The 17,803-nt window shown below is 41.5% G+C and carries 16 protein-coding genes; 10 read left to right on the top strand and 6 right to left on the bottom strand.

Going from position 1 to position 17,803, the window contains the following annotated elements:
- The first annotated feature begins 80 nt into the window (after positions 1 to 80).
- The 6 genes from atpE (at position 81) to V6R21_RS25525 (ending at position 5,467) form a co-directional block, all read left to right on the top strand.
- Positions 81 to 329 (top strand): ATP synthase F0 subunit C, encoded by a 249-nt coding sequence (gene atpE, locus V6R21_RS25550; protein ID WP_334246361.1) that lies wholly within the window; start codon positions 81 to 83, stop codon positions 327 to 329.
- A 116-nt stretch (positions 330 to 445) separates the two neighbouring features.
- Positions 446 to 928: a F0F1 ATP synthase subunit B gene (gene atpF, locus V6R21_RS25545; protein ID WP_334246360.1), complete on the top strand. Its 483-nt coding sequence runs from the start codon at positions 446 to 448 to the stop codon at positions 926 to 928.
- Positions 929 to 1,026: 98 nt separating this feature from the next.
- Entirely contained in the window at positions 1,027 to 1,569 is a 543-nt protein-coding gene (atpH, locus tag V6R21_RS25540; protein ID WP_334246359.1) for an ATP synthase F1 subunit delta, read from the top strand.
- A gap of 104 nt (positions 1,570 to 1,673) precedes the next feature.
- The gene (gene atpA, locus V6R21_RS25535) at positions 1,674 to 3,254 is read left to right on the top strand and encodes a F0F1 ATP synthase subunit alpha (protein WP_334246358.1); all 1,581 of its coding nucleotides are present in this window, start codon (positions 1,674 to 1,676) and stop codon (positions 3,252 to 3,254) included.
- Between the two features lie 81 nt (positions 3,255 to 3,335).
- Positions 3,336 to 4,229, top strand: coding sequence for an ATP synthase F1 subunit gamma (gene atpG, locus V6R21_RS25530; RefSeq protein WP_334246357.1), 894 nt, complete (start codon positions 3,336 to 3,338; stop codon positions 4,227 to 4,229).
- Between the two features lie 563 nt (positions 4,230 to 4,792).
- Complete coding sequence (locus V6R21_RS25525; protein ID WP_334246356.1) at positions 4,793 to 5,467, top strand: hypothetical protein; 675 nt, start codon at positions 4,793 to 4,795, stop codon at positions 5,465 to 5,467.
- A 68-nt stretch (positions 5,468 to 5,535) separates the two neighbouring features.
- Here the strand turns inward: V6R21_RS25525 and V6R21_RS25520 are convergent, their stop codons facing one another.
- The 5 genes from V6R21_RS25520 to V6R21_RS25500 all read right to left on the bottom strand — a co-directional run bounded on the left by V6R21_RS25520 (position 5,536) and on the right by V6R21_RS25500 (position 12,282).
- Entirely contained in the window at positions 5,536 to 6,015 is a 480-nt protein-coding gene (locus tag V6R21_RS25520) for a YchJ family protein (protein ID WP_334246355.1), read from the bottom strand.
- A 499-nt stretch (positions 6,016 to 6,514) separates the two neighbouring features.
- On the bottom strand, positions 6,515 to 8,014 hold the full coding sequence (locus tag V6R21_RS25515) for a choice-of-anchor I family protein (protein WP_334246354.1): 1,500 nt from the start codon (positions 8,012 to 8,014) through the stop codon (positions 6,515 to 6,517).
- A gap of 243 nt (positions 8,015 to 8,257) precedes the next feature.
- Positions 8,258 to 10,801, bottom strand: a complete 2,544-nt coding sequence (locus V6R21_RS25510) for a TonB-dependent receptor (RefSeq protein WP_334246353.1) — start codon at positions 10,799 to 10,801, stop codon at positions 8,258 to 8,260.
- A 479-nt stretch (positions 10,802 to 11,280) separates the two neighbouring features.
- Positions 11,281 to 11,898 carry a peroxiredoxin-like family protein gene (locus tag V6R21_RS25505; RefSeq protein WP_334246352.1) on the bottom strand — a complete coding sequence of 206 codons (618 nt, stop codon included), beginning with the start codon at positions 11,896 to 11,898 and terminating at the stop codon, positions 11,281 to 11,283.
- Between the two features lie 108 nt (positions 11,899 to 12,006).
- On the bottom strand, positions 12,007 to 12,282 hold the full coding sequence (locus V6R21_RS25500; RefSeq protein ID WP_334246351.1) for a hypothetical protein: 276 nt from the start codon (positions 12,280 to 12,282) through the stop codon (positions 12,007 to 12,009).
- Positions 12,283 to 12,498: 216 nt separating this feature from the next.
- Between V6R21_RS25500 and V6R21_RS25495 the strand changes: the two genes are divergently transcribed.
- Together V6R21_RS25495 and mnmE are read left to right on the top strand one after the other, a co-directional pair.
- A complete protein-coding gene (locus V6R21_RS25495) occupies positions 12,499 to 12,945 on the top strand; it encodes a hypothetical protein (protein WP_334246350.1) in 447 nt (148 codons plus the stop codon).
- Between the two features lie 181 nt (positions 12,946 to 13,126).
- On the top strand, positions 13,127 to 14,509 hold the full coding sequence (gene mnmE, locus V6R21_RS25490) for a tRNA uridine-5-carboxymethylaminomethyl(34) synthesis GTPase MnmE (RefSeq protein ID WP_334246349.1): 1,383 nt from the start codon (positions 13,127 to 13,129) through the stop codon (positions 14,507 to 14,509).
- 164 nt (positions 14,510 to 14,673) lie between these two features.
- On the opposite strand, the gene V6R21_RS25485 is transcribed toward mnmE, so the two are convergent.
- On the bottom strand, positions 14,674 to 15,828 hold the full coding sequence (locus V6R21_RS25485; RefSeq protein ID WP_334246348.1) for a J domain-containing protein: 1,155 nt from the start codon (positions 15,826 to 15,828) through the stop codon (positions 14,674 to 14,676).
- Between the two features lie 196 nt (positions 15,829 to 16,024).
- Between V6R21_RS25485 and V6R21_RS25480 the strand changes: the two genes are divergently transcribed.
- Together V6R21_RS25480 and V6R21_RS25475 are read left to right on the top strand one after the other, a co-directional pair.
- Positions 16,025 to 16,780 (top strand): helix-turn-helix domain-containing protein, encoded by a 756-nt coding sequence (locus tag V6R21_RS25480; RefSeq protein ID WP_334246347.1) that lies wholly within the window; start codon positions 16,025 to 16,027, stop codon positions 16,778 to 16,780.
- 371 nt (positions 16,781 to 17,151) lie between these two features.
- Entirely contained in the window at positions 17,152 to 17,763 is a 612-nt protein-coding gene (locus tag V6R21_RS25475) for a transposase (protein ID WP_334246346.1), read from the top strand.
- The last annotated feature ends 40 nt before the right edge of the window (positions 17,764 to 17,803 follow it).

Below are 17,803 nucleotides of genomic sequence, written 5' to 3'. Positions count from 1 at the left end.
TAGGAACCATTTGGATTCGTATTCAATCTTTTGAATAGTATATAGTTTAATATTTATTTCAATTCTAAATTTTAACAAAAATGCTACTTGCAATTTTGCTAGAAGTGATTGGTTCTATCAGCCAAGTAGGTGCTGCTGTTGGAGCTGGTCTTGCTGTAATCGGCGCTGGTCTTGGTATTGGTAAAATCGGTGGAAACGCTGTAGAATCAATGGCTCGTCAGCCAGAATTCGCAAGCAACCTGCAAACTGCGATGATTATCGCTTCAGCCCTGGTAGAGGGTGTTGCGCTGTTCGCAGTAGTAGTTTGTCTGCTGATCGGTCTGGGTTAATTCTCAAGACAAAGATCTTCAAAAACTTGGATGACCTGCCCATCAGGGTTTGCCTGGGGCAGGCATCTTCTTGAAAAGCATATCATTTGAACTATTATATATAAAGTATAAGAACAATGAGTATCATAACTCCTGGTATTGGCCTGATTTTCTGGACGACATTATTTTTCCTCATTGTGGTATTCATTCTCGGTAAGAAAGTGTTCCCTGAGATCGCAAAGGCACTGAGAGAAAGAGAAGACTCAATTGATAAAGCACTGAACGAAGCAGAAACTGCTCGTAAAGATGTAGCAGGGCTGAAAGCGGACATCGATAAGATGAAGCAAGAAGCTAGAGCAGAGCGCCAAGAGATTATCAAGGAAGCTGAAGGACAGGCTAAGAAAATTGTTGTTGATGCACAAGAGGCTGCCAAGTCTGAGGGTGATAGAATCATCAAAGAGGCTAGAGAATCTATCGAAGCTGAGAAGAGAGCTGCAATGGCTGAGGTAAAAGATCAAGTGGCTACACTGTCTCTGGAAATCGCTGAGAAAGTGATCCGCCAAAAGCTAGAAGCAGACGAAGCACAGAAGCAATTGGTAAAAGAACTGCTTGCTAAGTAATTAATTGAATCTTTAGGCTCTATGGAATGGTTCTATGCTGAGTGTATGCTTGAACCAGTATCGCCCATAGAACCGTGCAACCATAAACCATTAACAAAATGAGCGCGGAATCAAGAGTTGCCGTCAGATATGCCGATGCACTGATCACGCTAGCTCAGGAGCAGGGCACGCTTGAGCGTATCAAGCAGGACATGGAGATGATCAAAGCAACGATCAAAGACAGCAGAGACCTGAAACTGTTCCTGAGAAACCCTGTAGCTCCCCTTGACAAGAAAGCAGGTGTTCTGAATGCATTGTTTGCCGATAAAGTGGACAAGGTGGTGACCAACTTCCTGAAGTTGGTAGCAGACAAAGGCAGAGCGGATGTGATGGAGGATATCGTTGATGCAGTAATTGCTAAATACGAGAAAATTAAAGGCATTCAGACAGCTACCGTTAAAACGGCTTTCCCTATTGACGAAGAACTGAGAGCGGCATTTACCGCAAAAGTGAAGCAAATTTCAGGAAAGGATAGTGTTGAACTTAATGAGGTGATTGACAAATCTCTGATCGGAGGTTATGTACTCAATGTCAACGACAGACAGATCGACACTTCGGTTGCCTCACAATTGAAGCAATTGAAGCAGTCATTTGCCGAATAAGAATAAGATTTAATGTTAGGCAGTATTTTTACTGCTGACAGTATATTTTGGACGAAAGTCCACTTTTATTTCTACGAACAATAAACTATAAAAAATAAGATACAATGGCTCAAGTAAGACCGGACGAGGTGTCTGCAATTCTTAGAGAGCAACTGACCAACTTTGAAGGACAGGCTAGCCTGGAGGAAGTTGGTACCGTACTCCAGGTAGGTGACGGTGTTGCTCGTATCTACGGACTGACGAATGCGCAGTCAGGTGAGCTGCTGGAGTTCGAGAGTGGTTCTATTGGTATGGTGTTGAACCTTGAAGAAGATAACGTAGGTGCCGTAATCATGGGTAATTCTACTGAAATCAAAGAAGGTGACACTGTAAAAAGAACTAACCGTATTGCTTCTGTAAAAGTTGGTGAAGGTGTGTTCGGTCGTGTAATCGACGCCCTTGGTCAGCCAATTGATGGCAAAGGCGAACTGGCAGGTGACCTGTACGAAATGCCACTGGAGCGTAAAGCACCTGGGGTACTGTTCCGTCAACCAGTAAACGAACCACTGCAAACTGGTATCAAGTCAATTGACGCGATGGTGCCAATCGGTAGAGGTCAGCGTGAGCTGATTATTGGTGACCGTCAGACTGGTAAGACTGCAGTTGCAATCGATACGATCATCAACCAGAAAGAGTTCTACGACAAAGGAGAGCCAGTATATTGTATCTACGTTGCAGTAGGTCAAAAAGCTTCAACAGTTCGTGGTGTAGTAGCTTCACTTGAAAAAGCGGGTGCTATGGAGTACACTACAATTGTAACTGCCAACGCATCTGACCCTGCACCAATGCAGTACTTTGCGCCATTTACAGGTGCTGCTGTAGGTGAGTTTATCCGTGACACTGGACGTCCTGCATTGGTTATCTATGATGACCTTTCTAAGCAGGCAGTAGCATACCGTGAGGTATCCCTGCTACTGAAACGCCCTCCAGGACGTGAAGCTTACCCAGGTGACGTATTCTACCTTCACTCTCGTCTGTTGGAGCGTTCTGCAAAGATCAACTCTTCTGACGCGATTGCAAAAGATATGAACGACTTGCCAGAGTCAATCAAGCACTTGGTTAAAGGTGGTGGATCACTGACTGCCCTTCCAATCATTGAAACTCAGGCGGGTGACGTTTCAGCATATATCCCGACCAACGTAATTTCAATTACAGACGGTCAGATCTTCTTGGAGACTAACCTGTTCAACTCAGGTATCCGTCCAGCGATTAACGTAGGTGTATCGGTATCACGTGTAGGTGGTAACGCTCAGATCAAGCCTATGAAGAAAGTAGCGGGTACATTGAAACTGGATTTGGCTCAGTACCGCGAGTTGGAAGCTTTCGCTAAATTCGGTTCAGACCTGGATGCTGCGACTAAGCTGACAATTGACCGTGGTCAGAAGAACACTGAATTGCTGAAGCAGGCTCAGTACAACCCATTCTCAGTAGAGGAGCAGGTTGCTGTAATTTGGGCTGGTACTAACGGTATTCTTGACCCAGTTCCAGTAGAGAAAGTGAAAGCTTTCGAAGCTGAGTTCTTGCAAGTACTGGAAAGCAAGCACAAGAGCACACTGGACGCTATGGCTAGCGGCAAGTGGAGCGACGAAATCATTGAGGTACTAAGAACAGTAGGTAAGGCAGTTGCTGCCAACTACAAAGCTTAAATATAAAGTAATCAGTAGTTAGTAGTTAGTATCATCATACTGACTACTAACTATTAACTACTAACTACTAAAATTTGAATAATGGCTGGTCTTAAAGAAGTTAAGGAAAGAATTGTTTCTGTTAAGTCTACGCAGCAGATCACCAAAGCTATGAAAATGGTGGCGGCATCTAAATTGCGTAGGGCACAGGACAAGATCACGCAAATGCGTCCTTACTCTGAAAAGCTGTTTTCAATCCTCGAGAACGTAACTTCATCACTCAGAGGCGAAGTGGAAAACCCTTTCGCAGTTGAGCCTGAAGCAATTAATAACGTCCTGATCTTCGTAGTGACTTCTGATAGAGGTCTGTGTGGTGGTTTTAACGCCAACATTATCAAAGCAACCAAATCACTGATTGCTGAGAAATACGCAGAGCAGGAAAAAGCTGGTAATGTGACACTCGTTTGCATGGGTAAGAAAGGTTACGACCACTTCCGCAAGAGAGGTTACAATATCATCAGTGACTATGTTGGCATCTTCCAGGACCTTAACTTCGAGCAAGTAAAAGAGGCTGTTGAGATGGCAATGGACGGTTTCCTGAACGAAAAATACGATGCAGTACACGTTGTATACAATGAGTTCAAGAACGTGGTAACACAGATCGTTCACACTGACCGCTTCCTTCCGGTAGCACCAGCTGTTAAAGAGGGTGAAGCAGAAGCAGAAACTGAAATCGATTATATCTTTGAGCCTGAGAAAGAGCAGATTATTAAGGAGCTGATCCCTAAATCGCTGAAAATCTCATTCTATACAAGAGTACTTGATTCAAATGCTGCAGAGCAAGGAGCACGTATGAGCTCAATGGATAAAGCAACTGACAACGCAGGAGAACTGATTAAAGAACTGTCGTTGCAGTACAACAGATCAAGACAGGCAGCTATTACAACCGAGATCACAGAGATCGTAGGTGGTGCAGCCGCACTTGCCAACAACTAAGGCAAACTGATCTGAAAAATATACAGCCTAGCACTTTTACAGTGCTAGGCTTTTTTTGTGTTTCAACTTTGATCTTGAGAATGATTATTCATTTTGAATGAAATTTTTTTTAAAGACTTTTTTAATAAAAACCATTTTTTGGCGATAGAATAATCAATTCCTTATTACCCGCTTTGTTAACTAATATTTTATAAAATTTCTAAAAACAATATAATCAACTAATAACATCGTATATTCAAATAGAGGGTGTTTCTGTAATTGTTTGGGAATGAGTGAGTAATAGAGACGAAAGAGCCGTCTTTAATACTTAATATTTTTTTATTGTATAATTAAATTCTTTTTATTTGTGTACATCGGAAGGAAGACCACTATCAATATTACCTTGTGAAATCAGACATCTACTGGACAAATGACCTTTTACAGAGAGGTATCCAGATTAGGCCTCACACACCTGACTTTTTCCACTAGCTCCAGCAATGCACTGACGATTCAATGACAACTTGAGGGTACATACTGACCGAAATTAATGGGGTTGAAATTAGCAAACTTAAAACGCTGCAACTATGATTTTACCGACTGACAAAAAACTTGCTACCATTGATCATGATAAGGTTCGTTCACTTGACCCACTGGGATTTGACGAATACAGAGATGTGGTAATCGCCTTTAACAAAAATGACGAGGTAAGAGAACTGATCGCAATAGCACAAGATCTTACTGAGAAGGCTATCAAACTCAACACAACTGACCTTTATAAGGCACTGGCAATCGTTCGTGACCTTGGTATCGTAGCAGGTTCTATCAAGCGTTTGCAAATTGCTCCTGTAAAGGAAGTAGAACAGATTGACGGACTGCTGTTAGAACTGTCAACAGTGACAGGCTTACCAGCTAGGGACACGCTCCTGCATTATGTACTTTGGAACCCAGAAGGGGACAGAGTTCGTACCTATACAGGTGAGCAGGAAGAAGTGGATTTTATTAATAAGCTTCGTAGTGTACTTCCTATGGACGAGGAGACACTTTACAAGTTGACAGAGATGCCAAAGGTTATCGTAGGTGTGAAGTCCTTGAAACAGGCTTCAGCGGCACTTGATTATCCTTTGGAACAGATCAAAGATGAAATGGCAACTGAAATTGCATCACCATTCTATAAGGAAACACTTCAGGAGTACTTTGCAGATGTAATCATCAGAGGCAAGCACCTTGCAGGACCATGCCAATTCCTTTCATTGGCATAAACTGAGGGCTATTTGATATAAAAAAGGTCGTTACTGCTTTTAGTAACGACCTTTCTTTTTATATATGCTTAACCGCAGCATTTCTTATATTTTTTACCACTTCCGCACGGACATGGGTCATTACGACCTACTTTATGAGGATTCACTTCCTCTTTTGGGTCCAGTTTTCCGCTATGGAAATACCATACGCCATCTACTTTTCTGAAGGTCGAATTTTCATGATGAGACTTCAGGGCGTTACCTTCCTTGTAGTGAGCCTTGAACTCTACTTTTCCGATTTCATGGTTGATACTTCCCAACTCACGACTGATCAGCTCAAGACCTTGCCATTCTGTATTTTTAGCCCATTCAGCAATGGTGGCTTTGTCATGAGATTTTCTCTCTGATGGGTGAACGGTATTGATGATATAGTCAATCTCATTTTTGACATGGGCAGTATAACGTGATCTCATCAATTGCTCAGCTGTTTTCGGCTTTTCAGTACCACTGATGTAAGGACCACAACAGGTATCATAGGATTTGCCTGATCCACAAGGACATTTTTCCATAACTATTCTTTTCTTGAAACTCATCAATTACGCAGTCCGCAAAGATAATTATTTAAAACAGAAGAGCGTAATGACGATGGCTGTCGATGGGTCTGAGTAGTGGATAAAGGGAAAAAAAGAAGGTCAAAAAATTACCGAACAGGGGTAATAAAAAGTGTAAAGCAAAAAGTTGTATAGATAGTGAGTTAATGGCTTCAATGAAGCGCTAGTCGATAGGGTTTTTAGTTAGGTTATAGATGATTGATATAAGGGTTAAAATTAAATAATGGGAATAATTTAGGTTTAACGCTGGGTCCGATAGTTACTGACTTTGTCAGTCGTAATCTTGATATGTCACAAAAGTAGGGCAAGGATATTACTTGATTGTCACAAGTGCATTGTGAAATAATGGATTTAGCGTAATTAAAATGAATAAAATGTTAAAACTGAAATGGTACTAAAAAGCCACCCTAAACCAGAGTTTGGGGTGGCTTACTTATAAATAAAACGAAATGTTTTTCTAGATACTGTATACCTTCAGGTAGCCATCATCCTCGGAGCTTACCAAAAGCAAAGGTTTGGAGGTTGGACTCTTGTCTGCATCAATAAAGAGGATTCCTTCAGGAGCATCGCCAGTTAGGAGTGTTTGCATAAACTGTGGAGACTCTGGTACAGAAACATCATAGACCAATACAGCGTCTGCACGTTCAAGTCCAACAAAGGCGAGGATTTTTCCATTGACAGCACCAATCGCTACACCTTCCGGTTCGACCCCTTTGTCATCACTTCTGCCATCATCGTAATGTGAAGGTGCTGTGTCCATCAAATCTTTTTCGAGTGTTGAGCAGTCACTTACAAGACTTCCATCACTACCATTCCAGATACTGAATGAGCGAGCACCAAAACCGTAAAGTGTTTCATATATACCATCTTGGTTAGTATCACCTTTAGTGTTGGTGACAATCAGTCTGCCGAGGTTATTCTCCAGTTGAAGTTGTGATACATTGTTAAAGGTAGCAGGATCGAGCGTGATATCCTTTACCCTTACTTCTTCACTGAAGCCTTCATAATCACGGACATCTCCTTCATTGGCGGTCACAAGGTAAGTAACACCATTAATTTCAAAGCTGGCGATGGCATCCGGCTGATAGAATGACATTACAGGGTGGTTTGACAGTAAAACCTGGTCGTCTTTGTTGCTGGCATCCATCAGATTGGTAGCTTGACTAAAGTCTTTTGTACCTAACGGGAAGATATCAGTAATCTGTTGGGAGATCAGGTCGACTTTGGCAATGCCGTTGTTTTCCTGAAGTGTAACCCAAGCAGTCTGAGATTGGCTGTCAATCGTAATATATTCAGGTTCGACATCCTGTGCTAATGTAGCATTTGGTCCGAACACTCTAAACCCTTGTTCTTCCAGCGAAGCTACCTTACTGTTGAACGGCTCAAAGTCCAGTGTTTTGACTGCATAGCTATTGGCTACATCAATAATGGATATGCTCCCTTTTGGGTCAATAGTGTAATCATCGTTAGGCTCACCTTCATTAGCTGATAGGATATACTTTCCATCAGGGCTGAAAGTAACCATATCTGGGAGTGCACCGACAGAGAGAATAGCTTCAGGAGATGTAAGGTTATTGGTCTTGAACAAGACTACCTTACCATTATCAGTCTTGGTGTCAGCTTCAACAGCGATAGCCAGCAGTTCATTCTTAACAGCGACACTATTGACACCACCTCCAAAAGTAGTAATATCAATGCTGGAGACTATTGACATGTTACTGGGATCAGAGAAGTCGATTACATCAACACTTGAACCACTGCTGTTGTTGACTACAAACAGTTGTTGGGTTACAGGATCGTAAGCCGTGATTTCAGCAGCAGCTTCACCACCAATCTTGATTTCACTTATTTCCTTGAATTCACTTGATAAAATTGGCTCATTTTCATTGTTATCCGTATTGTCACACGCAGCCATTAGAGAGGAAAAAATCAGTAATGTACAAAGTTGCTTTTTCATTGTTTTAGCACAAGAATTAAGAGTGGAGAAAAATACCTTCAGAATTACTTCTAAGGGATGTAAAGGTTTGATTTGTTAATTTGACGGGTGCAAAAATAAGCGAGAAAGGTTACCCCTATGTGTACGAAAGGTTGTGAAAAAGTATAGGATATAATTTTCTACATAAAGAATGGATGAAAAATGAAAAAGGAGACCCTCTTTACAGAAAAGTCCCCTTTGAGTTCATAGCTAGTAAATAATATTTTAGAAGCTGAAGCCTAGTCTTGCAAACCAGTAAGCGCCGTTAAAGCCCATTTGGGTTGCTTCCCAGTATCCTCCGCTGTCAGTCTCGTTTGGATCCTGTTTGTCAGGATATACATTGAAAATATTGGAACCACCAACTGTTACTTTCGCATTGTCCGTCATATTGTAAGTCAAGCTGATGTCAGTGGTCATTTTAGGCGTATAATGCTGAACCAATCCATCACCAGACCAAGTACCCATTACGACATTGCCGAAGTAGCTCTGTCTCGCCATTGCTGCAAATTTGCCAAAAGTATAGTCTACCGTCAGGTTACCTTTCCATTCAGGAGCAGAACCTTCAAGGAAATACTTCTCTCTTTCTCCAAAGTAAATATCTTCCTTGCCTTCCAGTTCAGGAGAAGTCTTTACGTCGCCTACCACTTTTGTCTTGTTGTAGTTGGCACCTAAGGAAACTCCCAAGTTGTTTTGACCAATGTCCGTTCTATAGCTTACCACCATATCTACACCTTGTGTTTTGGTATCAATAGCATTGGTAAAGAATGCAGCCTGACCAACACCAAGTGCTTGAAGTTCGTCACCAATCTCAGGATCATCACTTGAGAAGTAACCTGTCAGTACAATTCTGTCTTCAATATCAATCTGGTAAGCATCAACCGTTAGTGTCAGCCCTTCAGTTGGTGTAGCTGTAAAGCCTAGTGAGTAGTTCTTAGAAGTTTCCTCTTTCAGCTTTGGAATTCCAAGAGCCTTGGCTATCTCACTGTCATTTGGTGCCAGTATTACTTCAGTCGCTACGCCCTGAATAAAGTCTGTATAAGTAGAGTTGAAATAAGCTTGTTGTAGTGATGGCGCTCTGAATCCTGTACTGATAGAGCCTCTTAGTGCAAAGCCTTCACCAAAAGAGTATCTGGAAGCTAATTTTCCGTTCACTGTACTACCAAAATCACTGTAGTTTTCTGCTCTTACAGCAGCGCCAACCATCCATGCTTTGGTGATATCCAATTCAGCATCCAGGTATGCAGCTACGTTATGTCTGCTGGCATCTACCTCATTGGAAGGGCTAAATCCTGGGAATCCTTGAGAACCACCTTGCTTATAGCTTCCATCCTCATTCGTAGTCTGTTGGTAATTTTTCCATGTACCTTCCTCACCTGAAAAGATTGTGTACATATCTACTCTGAACTCTCCCCCTGCAGCAATGTTCAATCCTTCCAGTACTTCAGGGAAGAACTTGGAAGCATTCAGGTTGGTCACGTTTTGACCAAATGTAAAGCCACCTGCATAGAAGTCAGTAGGTGAAGTAGCTCCTATTGAAGCATTCAGTGTATTGGAAATATCAAAAGACATCCTGTTGTGCCCGAAAGTATTACTCAAATCAAGGTTCCATCCTTTTACCTTGTGTGTGATTCCGGCTGTTGCAGAGTAGTCTTGAATTTTGGTATTAATATTAGGGACAAAACCATTTGGATAGATTTCAGGGATGTTTCTGTCATCGTCGGCAGCTCTTCCCCAAGCTGCAGATTGTCCTTCTCTGTAGTTGACACCACCAAAGGCATAAACTTTAGTCTTGTCATCCAGTGGCAGCTCCGCATTGATGAATGTGGAGGTATTCAACATCTCGGCATCACCGATAACCCTCATTTCACCTTCAGGTGCTCTGTCAGTCTTGTATCTCTTGTTTACTTCAGCGGATACATTGACAAAACCTTCTTTGCCCATCTTGAAACCAAAATTGGTATTGGCCATCAGGTTCTCGCCATCGCCTTCCTGATAGATGCCGGCAGCAGTATTGATCTCAACCTTGTCAGTTTGTTTTTTCAACACAATGTTAATCACACCGGCAATGGCATCAGATCCGTATTGAGCAGCAGCACCGTCTCTCAGAACTTCGATTCTTTCAATGGCGGAAACAGGAATTGTATTTAGGTCAGTAGCTACCTTGCCTCTTTCTCTTGTTCCCAATAAGTTGACTAGGGAAGAAGTATGTCTTCTCTTGCCATTAATCAGAACCAAAACCTGATCAGGTCCCAAGCCTCTCAAAGAAGCTGATTGGATATGGTCACTACCATCAGATCCCGCATTGTTGTTGGCATTGAAAGAAGGAGCGGCAAACTGAAGCAGCTGTGTAAGATCAACTTGTCCGACTGTATTGGTTACTTTATCCAGTGGCAAAACATCAACTGGAACAGCTGTCTCCAAAGATGATCTGTTAGCATTACGGCTACCGATTACTACTACATCTTCAAGGAAAGTTTCTTCCTCTATCAATTGGACGTTTAAGGTAGTAGCCCCCGATACATTTACTTCTTTATCCTGATACCCTACAAAGCTGAAGATCAATGTTGCAGGACCGTCTACTGCCAAGGTGAATTTACCATCTATATCAGAGGTGGTACCTTTGGCTGTTCCTTTAATCAGGATGCCCACTCCTGGAAGGGGCTCATTTTGCGTGTCTGTTACTGTTCCGCTTATGGTAATGTTTCCGGCAAAAGCCTGTAATGCAGTAAATATGCTTGCCAAGAAAACAAGTAGGCTAATTCTAGACATTGTATTGCTGGTAATTGAAGTCTGTTTGTGAAAATTTAAACAATAGAATTGCAGGACGCCCAATACCTGATTGGTGCCTTTTGGCGTGTATGAAACACATGAGATTAGTAAGGAATGCCTATCGTCGGGATTGTCGTAAGCGTAGATACATTGTTGTATGAATTATTTGGTTTAATTGTATCATCTTTTCAATGCATACCATGTCTGGTATTTATCTGGTAAATTGTTTGTTAGATGATGCAAAAGTAGAAGGAGTATTAGGTGGGTGCAATTAAAAATCAAAAACGTTCAAAATACTTTATTCAAGTTAAAAAATGAACATTGTATTTATTTTTTAACAATTAAGGGTTTTTATAACACTTTTCAAAGGTTGTTCATTGTACTCAAATGAATGTTAGCAGTAAGGGAGAAAAAGAAAAGCACTTCAGAAGTTTTACTGAAGTGCTTCGGTATGTTGTCCTTCAAAAGTATTGCTTTCCTTACATTTCCAGTCCTTCAGTAGCTGCTAAAAGCAGTTCACTGCTGATTCGTTTAGAGTAGTCAGGGTTAATGTACTCGAAATGGATCTTTCCTTCTTTGTCTACAATAAATACAGAAGGAACCGGTAGCTCGTTATGTGATTCTCCTGAAGCTGTTGTCAGGTTGATACCATAATCTTTGTATTTGGTCAAAGTTTGTTGGCTTACTTTAAATGAAATACCGAACTGACGTGCCGCTTCCATCTTACTGTCAGAAAGTAGTGTATAGTTTAGCTCATTTTTGTCAATTGTCGCTTGAAGGTTTTCAGGCGTGTCAGGACTCACTGCTACAATCTGAAAGCCTTTGGCTACAAGTTGGTCAGCAATTGCTCCCAAACCCGAAAGCTGGCGGTTACAATACGGACACCATCCACCACGATAAAATACGAGTACAGTAGGTTTTTGCTTTAAAACCTCTTTGAGAGTAACCTTGTTGCCATTGGTGTTGGTAAGTGCTACTTCCGGTACGCTTTCACCAATAAGCAACGGACTGATGTCTTCTGCTTTGGTTGGGACGTTTTGAGCTGCTGTTACTAGGCTTAATAGTATCCCTGCTATCAGTAATATTGATCTTTTCATTTTGCTTGTAAAGTTTGTGTTTAACGCTGAGGCAAACATACAAATCAGTACAAGCATAAAATGTAGGGAAAATGACAAAAATGCATCGTAATGGAATATTTCAATTCCTTATCCTATCATTTCATAGGTGTAGAGTAGCTTGATCGGTATCCCAAACTGATTGAAATCCAATACAAACTCTTTCTTATCCTGTAGGGCTAATGAACGAAATTGATCTTCAATAAGGCAATAAATTTTTTCACGTTCACTCGTAGAAACCATACTTCTGATTCTCTGTTTTTGGAGTGCGCCCATAGTCCAGTAGGTTCCGAGCTCAAGGTCAGAGATACAGGTTCTGTCAATAATTTTTTCTTGTTGGTTGAGCAGATAGATATAGTTGTTCATAATGGCTTTGTTGCTTTATAATAAGGTATTATTGTATGTTGCTATCTAAAAATATTAATATTATGTTAATATTTAGAATTAAATTTTAAAATATTTATTTATCCGTGCTGTCAATTTTGGTAATGTGTTTGCTCATGGAAATATCAGGTATATGATATAAGGTAAAGCCTTGTCGGTTTTGCCTCATGTTCAATCAGAAACCAAACCCCAAAGACTATGATGACGACAAAACGTTTGATTTTGCTGATGGCATCACTATTTGCCTTAGCATCATGTTCGCAAAAGCAGGAAGAAGGAGGTGAGCAGACGGAAGTACAGACAGCCGCAGCCAGCCTAGCACCTGCCATGGAAGAAAAGCTGAGTACAGCAATGATTGCTGAGATTGAAAAGCAATACGAAAGTGGTGTTGCTGAGATCAAATCCTTTGAGGTACACGAAGAGAACGGTGTACTACAGTTGAAGGCAACAGCATTGCTGGAAGATGGCAGAGAAGTAGAATACAAAGTGAACAAAGATAAGGAGACTGTGACTGAGGATGGTACTCAGGTAGAAGAAACAGAGAGTACTGACCCAGAAGCAGAAGTGACAGAAGAAGAGACTTCTGAACCGACTGAAGGTGAAACTGAAGAAACACCTCAGCAGGAAACAGAGGCTAAGGAGTAAATATCCTTGCTGTTACATACTTTGATGAAATGCCACAGTAAACAACCTGTTTGCTGTGGCTTTTTTATTGATTTCCTATCTCCTCTATCAAGGCTGAAGTCTCAAGTCTATTTTTCCTATCTTTGCGGAAACATTTGGGAGAGACCTTGGTTTTTACTCCCGAAAAGAATAAGCGAAATATATGAAACTGATTGATACACAAGATACTATTATCGCTTTGGCTACTGCTCCGGGTAAAGGGGCTATTCACGTACTGCGTGTTTCGGGGGAGGACGCCATTTCGATTACCAATAAGCTTTTTAAAGGGAAAGACCTTGAAAAGCAAAAAGGGCATACGGCTCATTTCGGGACCATCCGTGATGCAGAAGACCATATTGTGGATGAGGTGTTGGTTACTGTATTTAAAGGGCCGAACTCTTATACAGGCGAAAATACAGTAGAGATCTCTTGCCACGGTTCAGAGTTTATTGTACAGAAATTGCTGAAGCTATTTTCTGAAAATGGTGTACGCTATGCTAAGGCAGGAGAGTTTACAAAACGAGCCTTCCTGAATGGCAAGTTTGACTTGGCACAGGCAGAAGCCGTAGCAGACCTGATTGCATCTGATTCGGATGCCAGCCATGATGCTGCCATGAACCAGATGCGTGGTGGTTTCTCGATAGAGATTAAGGCACTGCGTGAAAAGTTGATCCACTTTGCCTCCATGATTGAGCTGGAGCTGGACTTTGGTGAAGAGGATGTAGAGTTTGCAGACCGTGATGACCTGAAAGCACTGATTTATGAGTTGCAGGCTGTATTGAAAAGACTGATAGAATCTTTCTCTTTAGGAAATGTGATCAAGAATGGTGTACCAACAGTAATTGCAGGTAAGCCAAATGCTGGAAAGTCTACCTTGCTCAATGCACTGCTTAATGAGGAGAAAGCCATTGTATCAGATATTGCCGGTACAACCCGTGACTTTATTGAGGATGAGATTAATATTGGAGGTATAACTTTCCGATTTATTGATACGGCTGGGTTGCGCCATACAGAAGATAAGGTAGAAGCGATAGGGGTAGAGCGTTCTTACAAGAAGATGAAGGAAGCCTCTTTGATCTTCTATATGTTTGATGCTTTGACAGAAGGGTTTGATGAGGTACGCGATGCAGTGGACGAAATCCGCCAGATCGGAACACCCTATATTCTGATTGCCAACAAGATTGATCTGTTACCTGAGAAAAAACTGGCAGGGGAGTTTTCGGTATTCAGCAAGGAGTTGGTGGAAATTTCCGCAGACCAGAAAGAAGGTGTGGAAGATTTAAAAGAAAAAGCGCTGGCATTGGTAAAAGCCGACCAGTTCAGAACAGGAAATACTGTAGTAACCAATGCCCGTCACTACGAAAGCTTGTTTGAAACACAAAAATCATTGGATGATGTGTTAAACGGACTTGGTATGAATATCACAGGTGATTTCTTAGCATTGGATATCCGTACGGCATTACATCATTTGGGAGAAATTACTGGAGAGGTAACGACAGATGATTTGCTGGCTAATATTTTCAGTAAATTCTGCATCGGAAAGTAATAAAGAATTTTTACCATTTATTTCTTCTATTCAAAAGGACAAGGCAGCTAAAAGGCCTTGTCCTTTTTGTATGTTGCGTCAAGCCTGATGAATGTCCGGCTTTAATTATGTACTTATACGGTATTCATCAGAGTTGCCATCAAATAAATTACAGACAGTCTATCTTACCTGAAAAAATCATTAAACCCGAAGAGATCAAAAGATCGTTGCTGATCTATCGCTTCGATGGTGTTCTCAATGACTTCGATTACATATAGCACTCCTTTTTTTGTATGCATCGCACCAAGGTCTTCTTTCATCATCTGAATGCGTTGCTGATTTTCTTTGATGTCCTGCTTCATTTCCTTTAATCCAGACTTGAGCGTGTAAAGGCTATAATCACGGACAGGTATATACCTTGGATCATAAGGAACATCGCTCTTTTCCTGAAACAATGCCCAAGTCTGCTCTTGCAGGGTTTGGTTATATAGGGACAGTTGCTGATCTGTTAAGGTTTCAAGGTGGTTAGATTCTTTTCGGAGCCATTCCATCTCCAGTCTGAGGAGCGTCGGTAAGTCCTTTTGTTTATAGGCTTCCGATACCTGCTTCATCAGCTCTTCTCGCTGTTCTTTTTCCACCTCACTGTTTTCTTTGTCAGGATGCAACAGCTTGGCCAGAGAGTGGTAAAGGCTCTTAAGACTTTTCAGCCTATTCTTCTCGTCTTCTTGTTGCAAGGCTTCTTTTTCCAGTTGTTTCGGTGTTTTCTTCTGCGCTTTTTGTGCAGCTTGCTGTTTTTCAAATGTCGCTTCTGATTTCTTTAAAAGCATTTCTTCGAACGCTTTAAAATCTTCAGGAGTAGCCGTTTCAAAATCAGGCAGGTCAATTTCTTCTCCAAAAGCCTGGCTAAACATGGATTTGGCTAGGTCCTGAAGATGTTCCTTATCGGCTTCAAGTGACTCCTCATAGGTTATGGAAGACCACTGGTCGTAGATGTCAGTCAGAGAAGGTTCCGGCTCCAGTTCAGCAAAAGCCTCATCCAGTAAGAAGGTAATGACTTCTCTTATATTCTCCAGTTGCTTTTTGGTGTACTTATACTGTTCGGTAGACAAATGAATCTGGGTCGCCATCTCCGCTTGCAGCTTTGCTACTTCCTTAATGCTGGGAGCGTAGTCTGAGAGGTACAATTGTAAAAAGGCTTCCATTTTTTCCGTTTCCTTCAGAATTCCTTTCTGAAGGGTATCGATTCGCTTAGTCAGTCGGTTAAATTCTTGCTGGGCTTTGCTTAGTGACTTTTGCTTATCTTTCTGTTCTACCCTGAGAAGCTTGTTTTTCTGGTTCATGTTCTATTGAGTAAGGGTGGAGACTGTTTGATGTGATAATTTAATCAGAAGTGGAATCAGTTGTAGTACGTAGCGTGAAAAAGAAATAAAAATAACATTATTTGAGAAGGAAAGGTAAGTGCCACAGTTTTCTGATCAAAAGAAAAAATATACCTTTCATTATCAGTCTATTATATGCTTAACCCACTAACCAACTATGCCCCAACTCACCCTTTTACAACGTGGAACCATTGCAAGACTCTTGCCTCAAGGATTTTCCTTTGCTGCTATTGCAAGGGAGATTGGGGTAAACCGCTCCACGGTCAAAAGGGAAGTGGAACGCAATTGCAATAAGGATGGCAGCTACCATGCGCCTGCGGCGGAACAGCACAGCCGATGCCGTAAAGCAGTGGCAGGAGTAAAAGCGTACTTCAGTCGGGATATCCCTATGTCACAGGGTGGCAGGAGAGGAAAAGCGATAAGGGCAAGAAGGCCTTACCCGAAATTTTTCGAAGAGAAACGCATTCCGAAGAGGCGGTATTTCTACTGGCGTAAGAGACGGGATTTCCGCTATCGCCTTTGGACAAGCTGGGAAAGAATCCGTTATCGTCATCGGGATAACAAGGCGTTGAAGCAGTGGCTGGATAGCCGCCGGAAGCGCAACTATTATAAGGAGTATAAGGTTCGCTGGATGTTTGGCATTCCTGTTCGCTTGCCTTTTGTACCAAGACCGTTATACCTAAGAAAACCATTCCAATATCGAGCACCCCGAAAGGTTTACAGAAAACCTTATCCAAGATTAATTCTCAAGCCAAAGCCAGTTGTCTCTATTCCATTGCTGGAAGTCGTTTCTGAAGAGAGAGCAGTAATTGAATCTCTGAAAAAATACCCTGTGCCATTGCTGGTTCACTTTGTTGTATGGCTTTGGTATATTCAAAGGCGATTGTATCCTTTTGCTTTAGGACCACCATAACGATGTTAAATAACCATGGACTGGACCTTGGTCTATAAGGACTGTGACCCTGTATCGCTTCAAGATACTGGTCCAGACATTTTGGTCCACCTTAATTGGTTACCGTGTATCTTCCCTAAAAGCTAACAGCCCATCAGGCTGTTATTTTTTTGTCTGAATTCGCCTCTTTTTAAAATTAGCCGATCACTCTTGTTGCAAATGCTCCTGTTTGATGGTTGTTCGCCGTGAAACAAAATCAATAAGATAATTGTATAGGTACCCTTTGTGGATCTTTTCTATTTTTTTTAAATGCCATTATTTACAAACCTGTTATGAATGACGATTGTGATCAATACAAAGCTACCTAATCAAAACCCTAAAACAATTGAACCATGCCTTATGACCCACAAAAACATCACCGCAGATCCATTCGCCTCAAAGGATACGATTATTCGCAGGCAGGATTATATTTCATTACTACCTGTGTTCAAAACCGGAAATACCTGTTTGGAAAAATCAACAATGGTGAAATGATTTTGAATGATGCCGGTAAAATGATTGAAACCGAATGGCTAGACTTAAAAAACCGATTCCCCAATATCGAATTGCACGAATTTGTGGTGATGCCCAATCATTTCCACAGCATCTTGGAAATCCAAAATACCCCCGTACGGGCACCCCTTGTGGGTGCCCTTGGTGCAGATGCCCAAGACGTGGATATCCGAAATAATGGTGATAATGAAACACAACATTCCCATATGAAAGGGCAACAAGGGTTGTCCCAACAGAAAACAGTAGGGGATATGATGGATGCATTCAAATCAATTACGACTGTTGAATATATCCGTGGGGTCAAGCAAATGGGATGGCAACCGTTTGATGGGAAATTGTGGCAGCGTAATTATTATGAGCATATTATCCGTAATGAGGCTGCGTGTCAGAGAATAGTGGCATATATTATAAACAATCCCGTCAATTGGGATAAGGATAAATTTTCCACGTAGAAGCAACCCTTTTGGTTGCCCCAATAATTGCTATTCCAAA

The organism is Limibacter armeniacum (assembly GCF_036880985.1).
Taxonomy (GTDB): domain Bacteria; phylum Bacteroidota; class Bacteroidia; order Cytophagales; family Flammeovirgaceae; genus Limibacter; species Limibacter armeniacum.
This window is presented reverse-complemented; position numbering and strand designations above follow the sequence as displayed.

Bases quoted from the DNA above. Each gene is read 5' to 3' on its own strand.
- atpF (WP_334246360.1), top strand. From the start codon at position 446: ATGAGTATCATAACTCCTGGTATTGGCCTGATTTTCTGGACGACATTA.
- V6R21_RS25505 (WP_334246352.1), bottom strand. From the start codon at position 11,898: ATGAAAAGATCAATATTACTGATAGCAGGGATACTATTAAGCCTAGTA.
- V6R21_RS25510 (WP_334246353.1), bottom strand. From the start codon at position 10,801: ATGTCTAGAATTAGCCTACTTGTTTTCTTGGCAAGCATATTTACTGCA.
- V6R21_RS25515 (WP_334246354.1), bottom strand. From the start codon at position 8,014: ATGAAAAAGCAACTTTGTACATTACTGATTTTTTCCTCTCTAATGGCT.
- V6R21_RS25500 (WP_334246351.1), bottom strand. From the start codon at position 12,282: ATGAACAACTATATCTATCTGCTCAACCAACAAGAAAAAATTATTGAC.
- V6R21_RS25525 (WP_334246356.1), top strand. From the start codon at position 4,793: ATGATTTTACCGACTGACAAAAAACTTGCTACCATTGATCATGATAAG.
- atpA (WP_334246358.1), top strand. From the start codon at position 1,674: ATGGCTCAAGTAAGACCGGACGAGGTGTCTGCAATTCTTAGAGAGCAA.
- atpH (WP_334246359.1), top strand. From the start codon at position 1,027: ATGAGCGCGGAATCAAGAGTTGCCGTCAGATATGCCGATGCACTGATC.
- V6R21_RS25495 (WP_334246350.1), top strand. From the start codon at position 12,499: ATGATGACGACAAAACGTTTGATTTTGCTGATGGCATCACTATTTGCC.
- mnmE (WP_334246349.1), top strand. From the start codon at position 13,127: ATGAAACTGATTGATACACAAGATACTATTATCGCTTTGGCTACTGCT.
- atpE (WP_334246361.1), top strand. From the start codon at position 81: ATGCTACTTGCAATTTTGCTAGAAGTGATTGGTTCTATCAGCCAAGTA.
- V6R21_RS25520 (WP_334246355.1), bottom strand. From the start codon at position 6,015: ATGGAAAAATGTCCTTGTGGATCAGGCAAATCCTATGATACCTGTTGT.
- V6R21_RS25475 (WP_334246346.1), top strand. From the start codon at position 17,152: ATGCCTTATGACCCACAAAAACATCACCGCAGATCCATTCGCCTCAAA.
- V6R21_RS25480 (WP_334246347.1), top strand. From the start codon at position 16,025: ATGCCCCAACTCACCCTTTTACAACGTGGAACCATTGCAAGACTCTTG.
- V6R21_RS25485 (WP_334246348.1), bottom strand. From the start codon at position 15,828: ATGAACCAGAAAAACAAGCTTCTCAGGGTAGAACAGAAAGATAAGCAA.
- atpG (WP_334246357.1), top strand. From the start codon at position 3,336: ATGGCTGGTCTTAAAGAAGTTAAGGAAAGAATTGTTTCTGTTAAGTCT.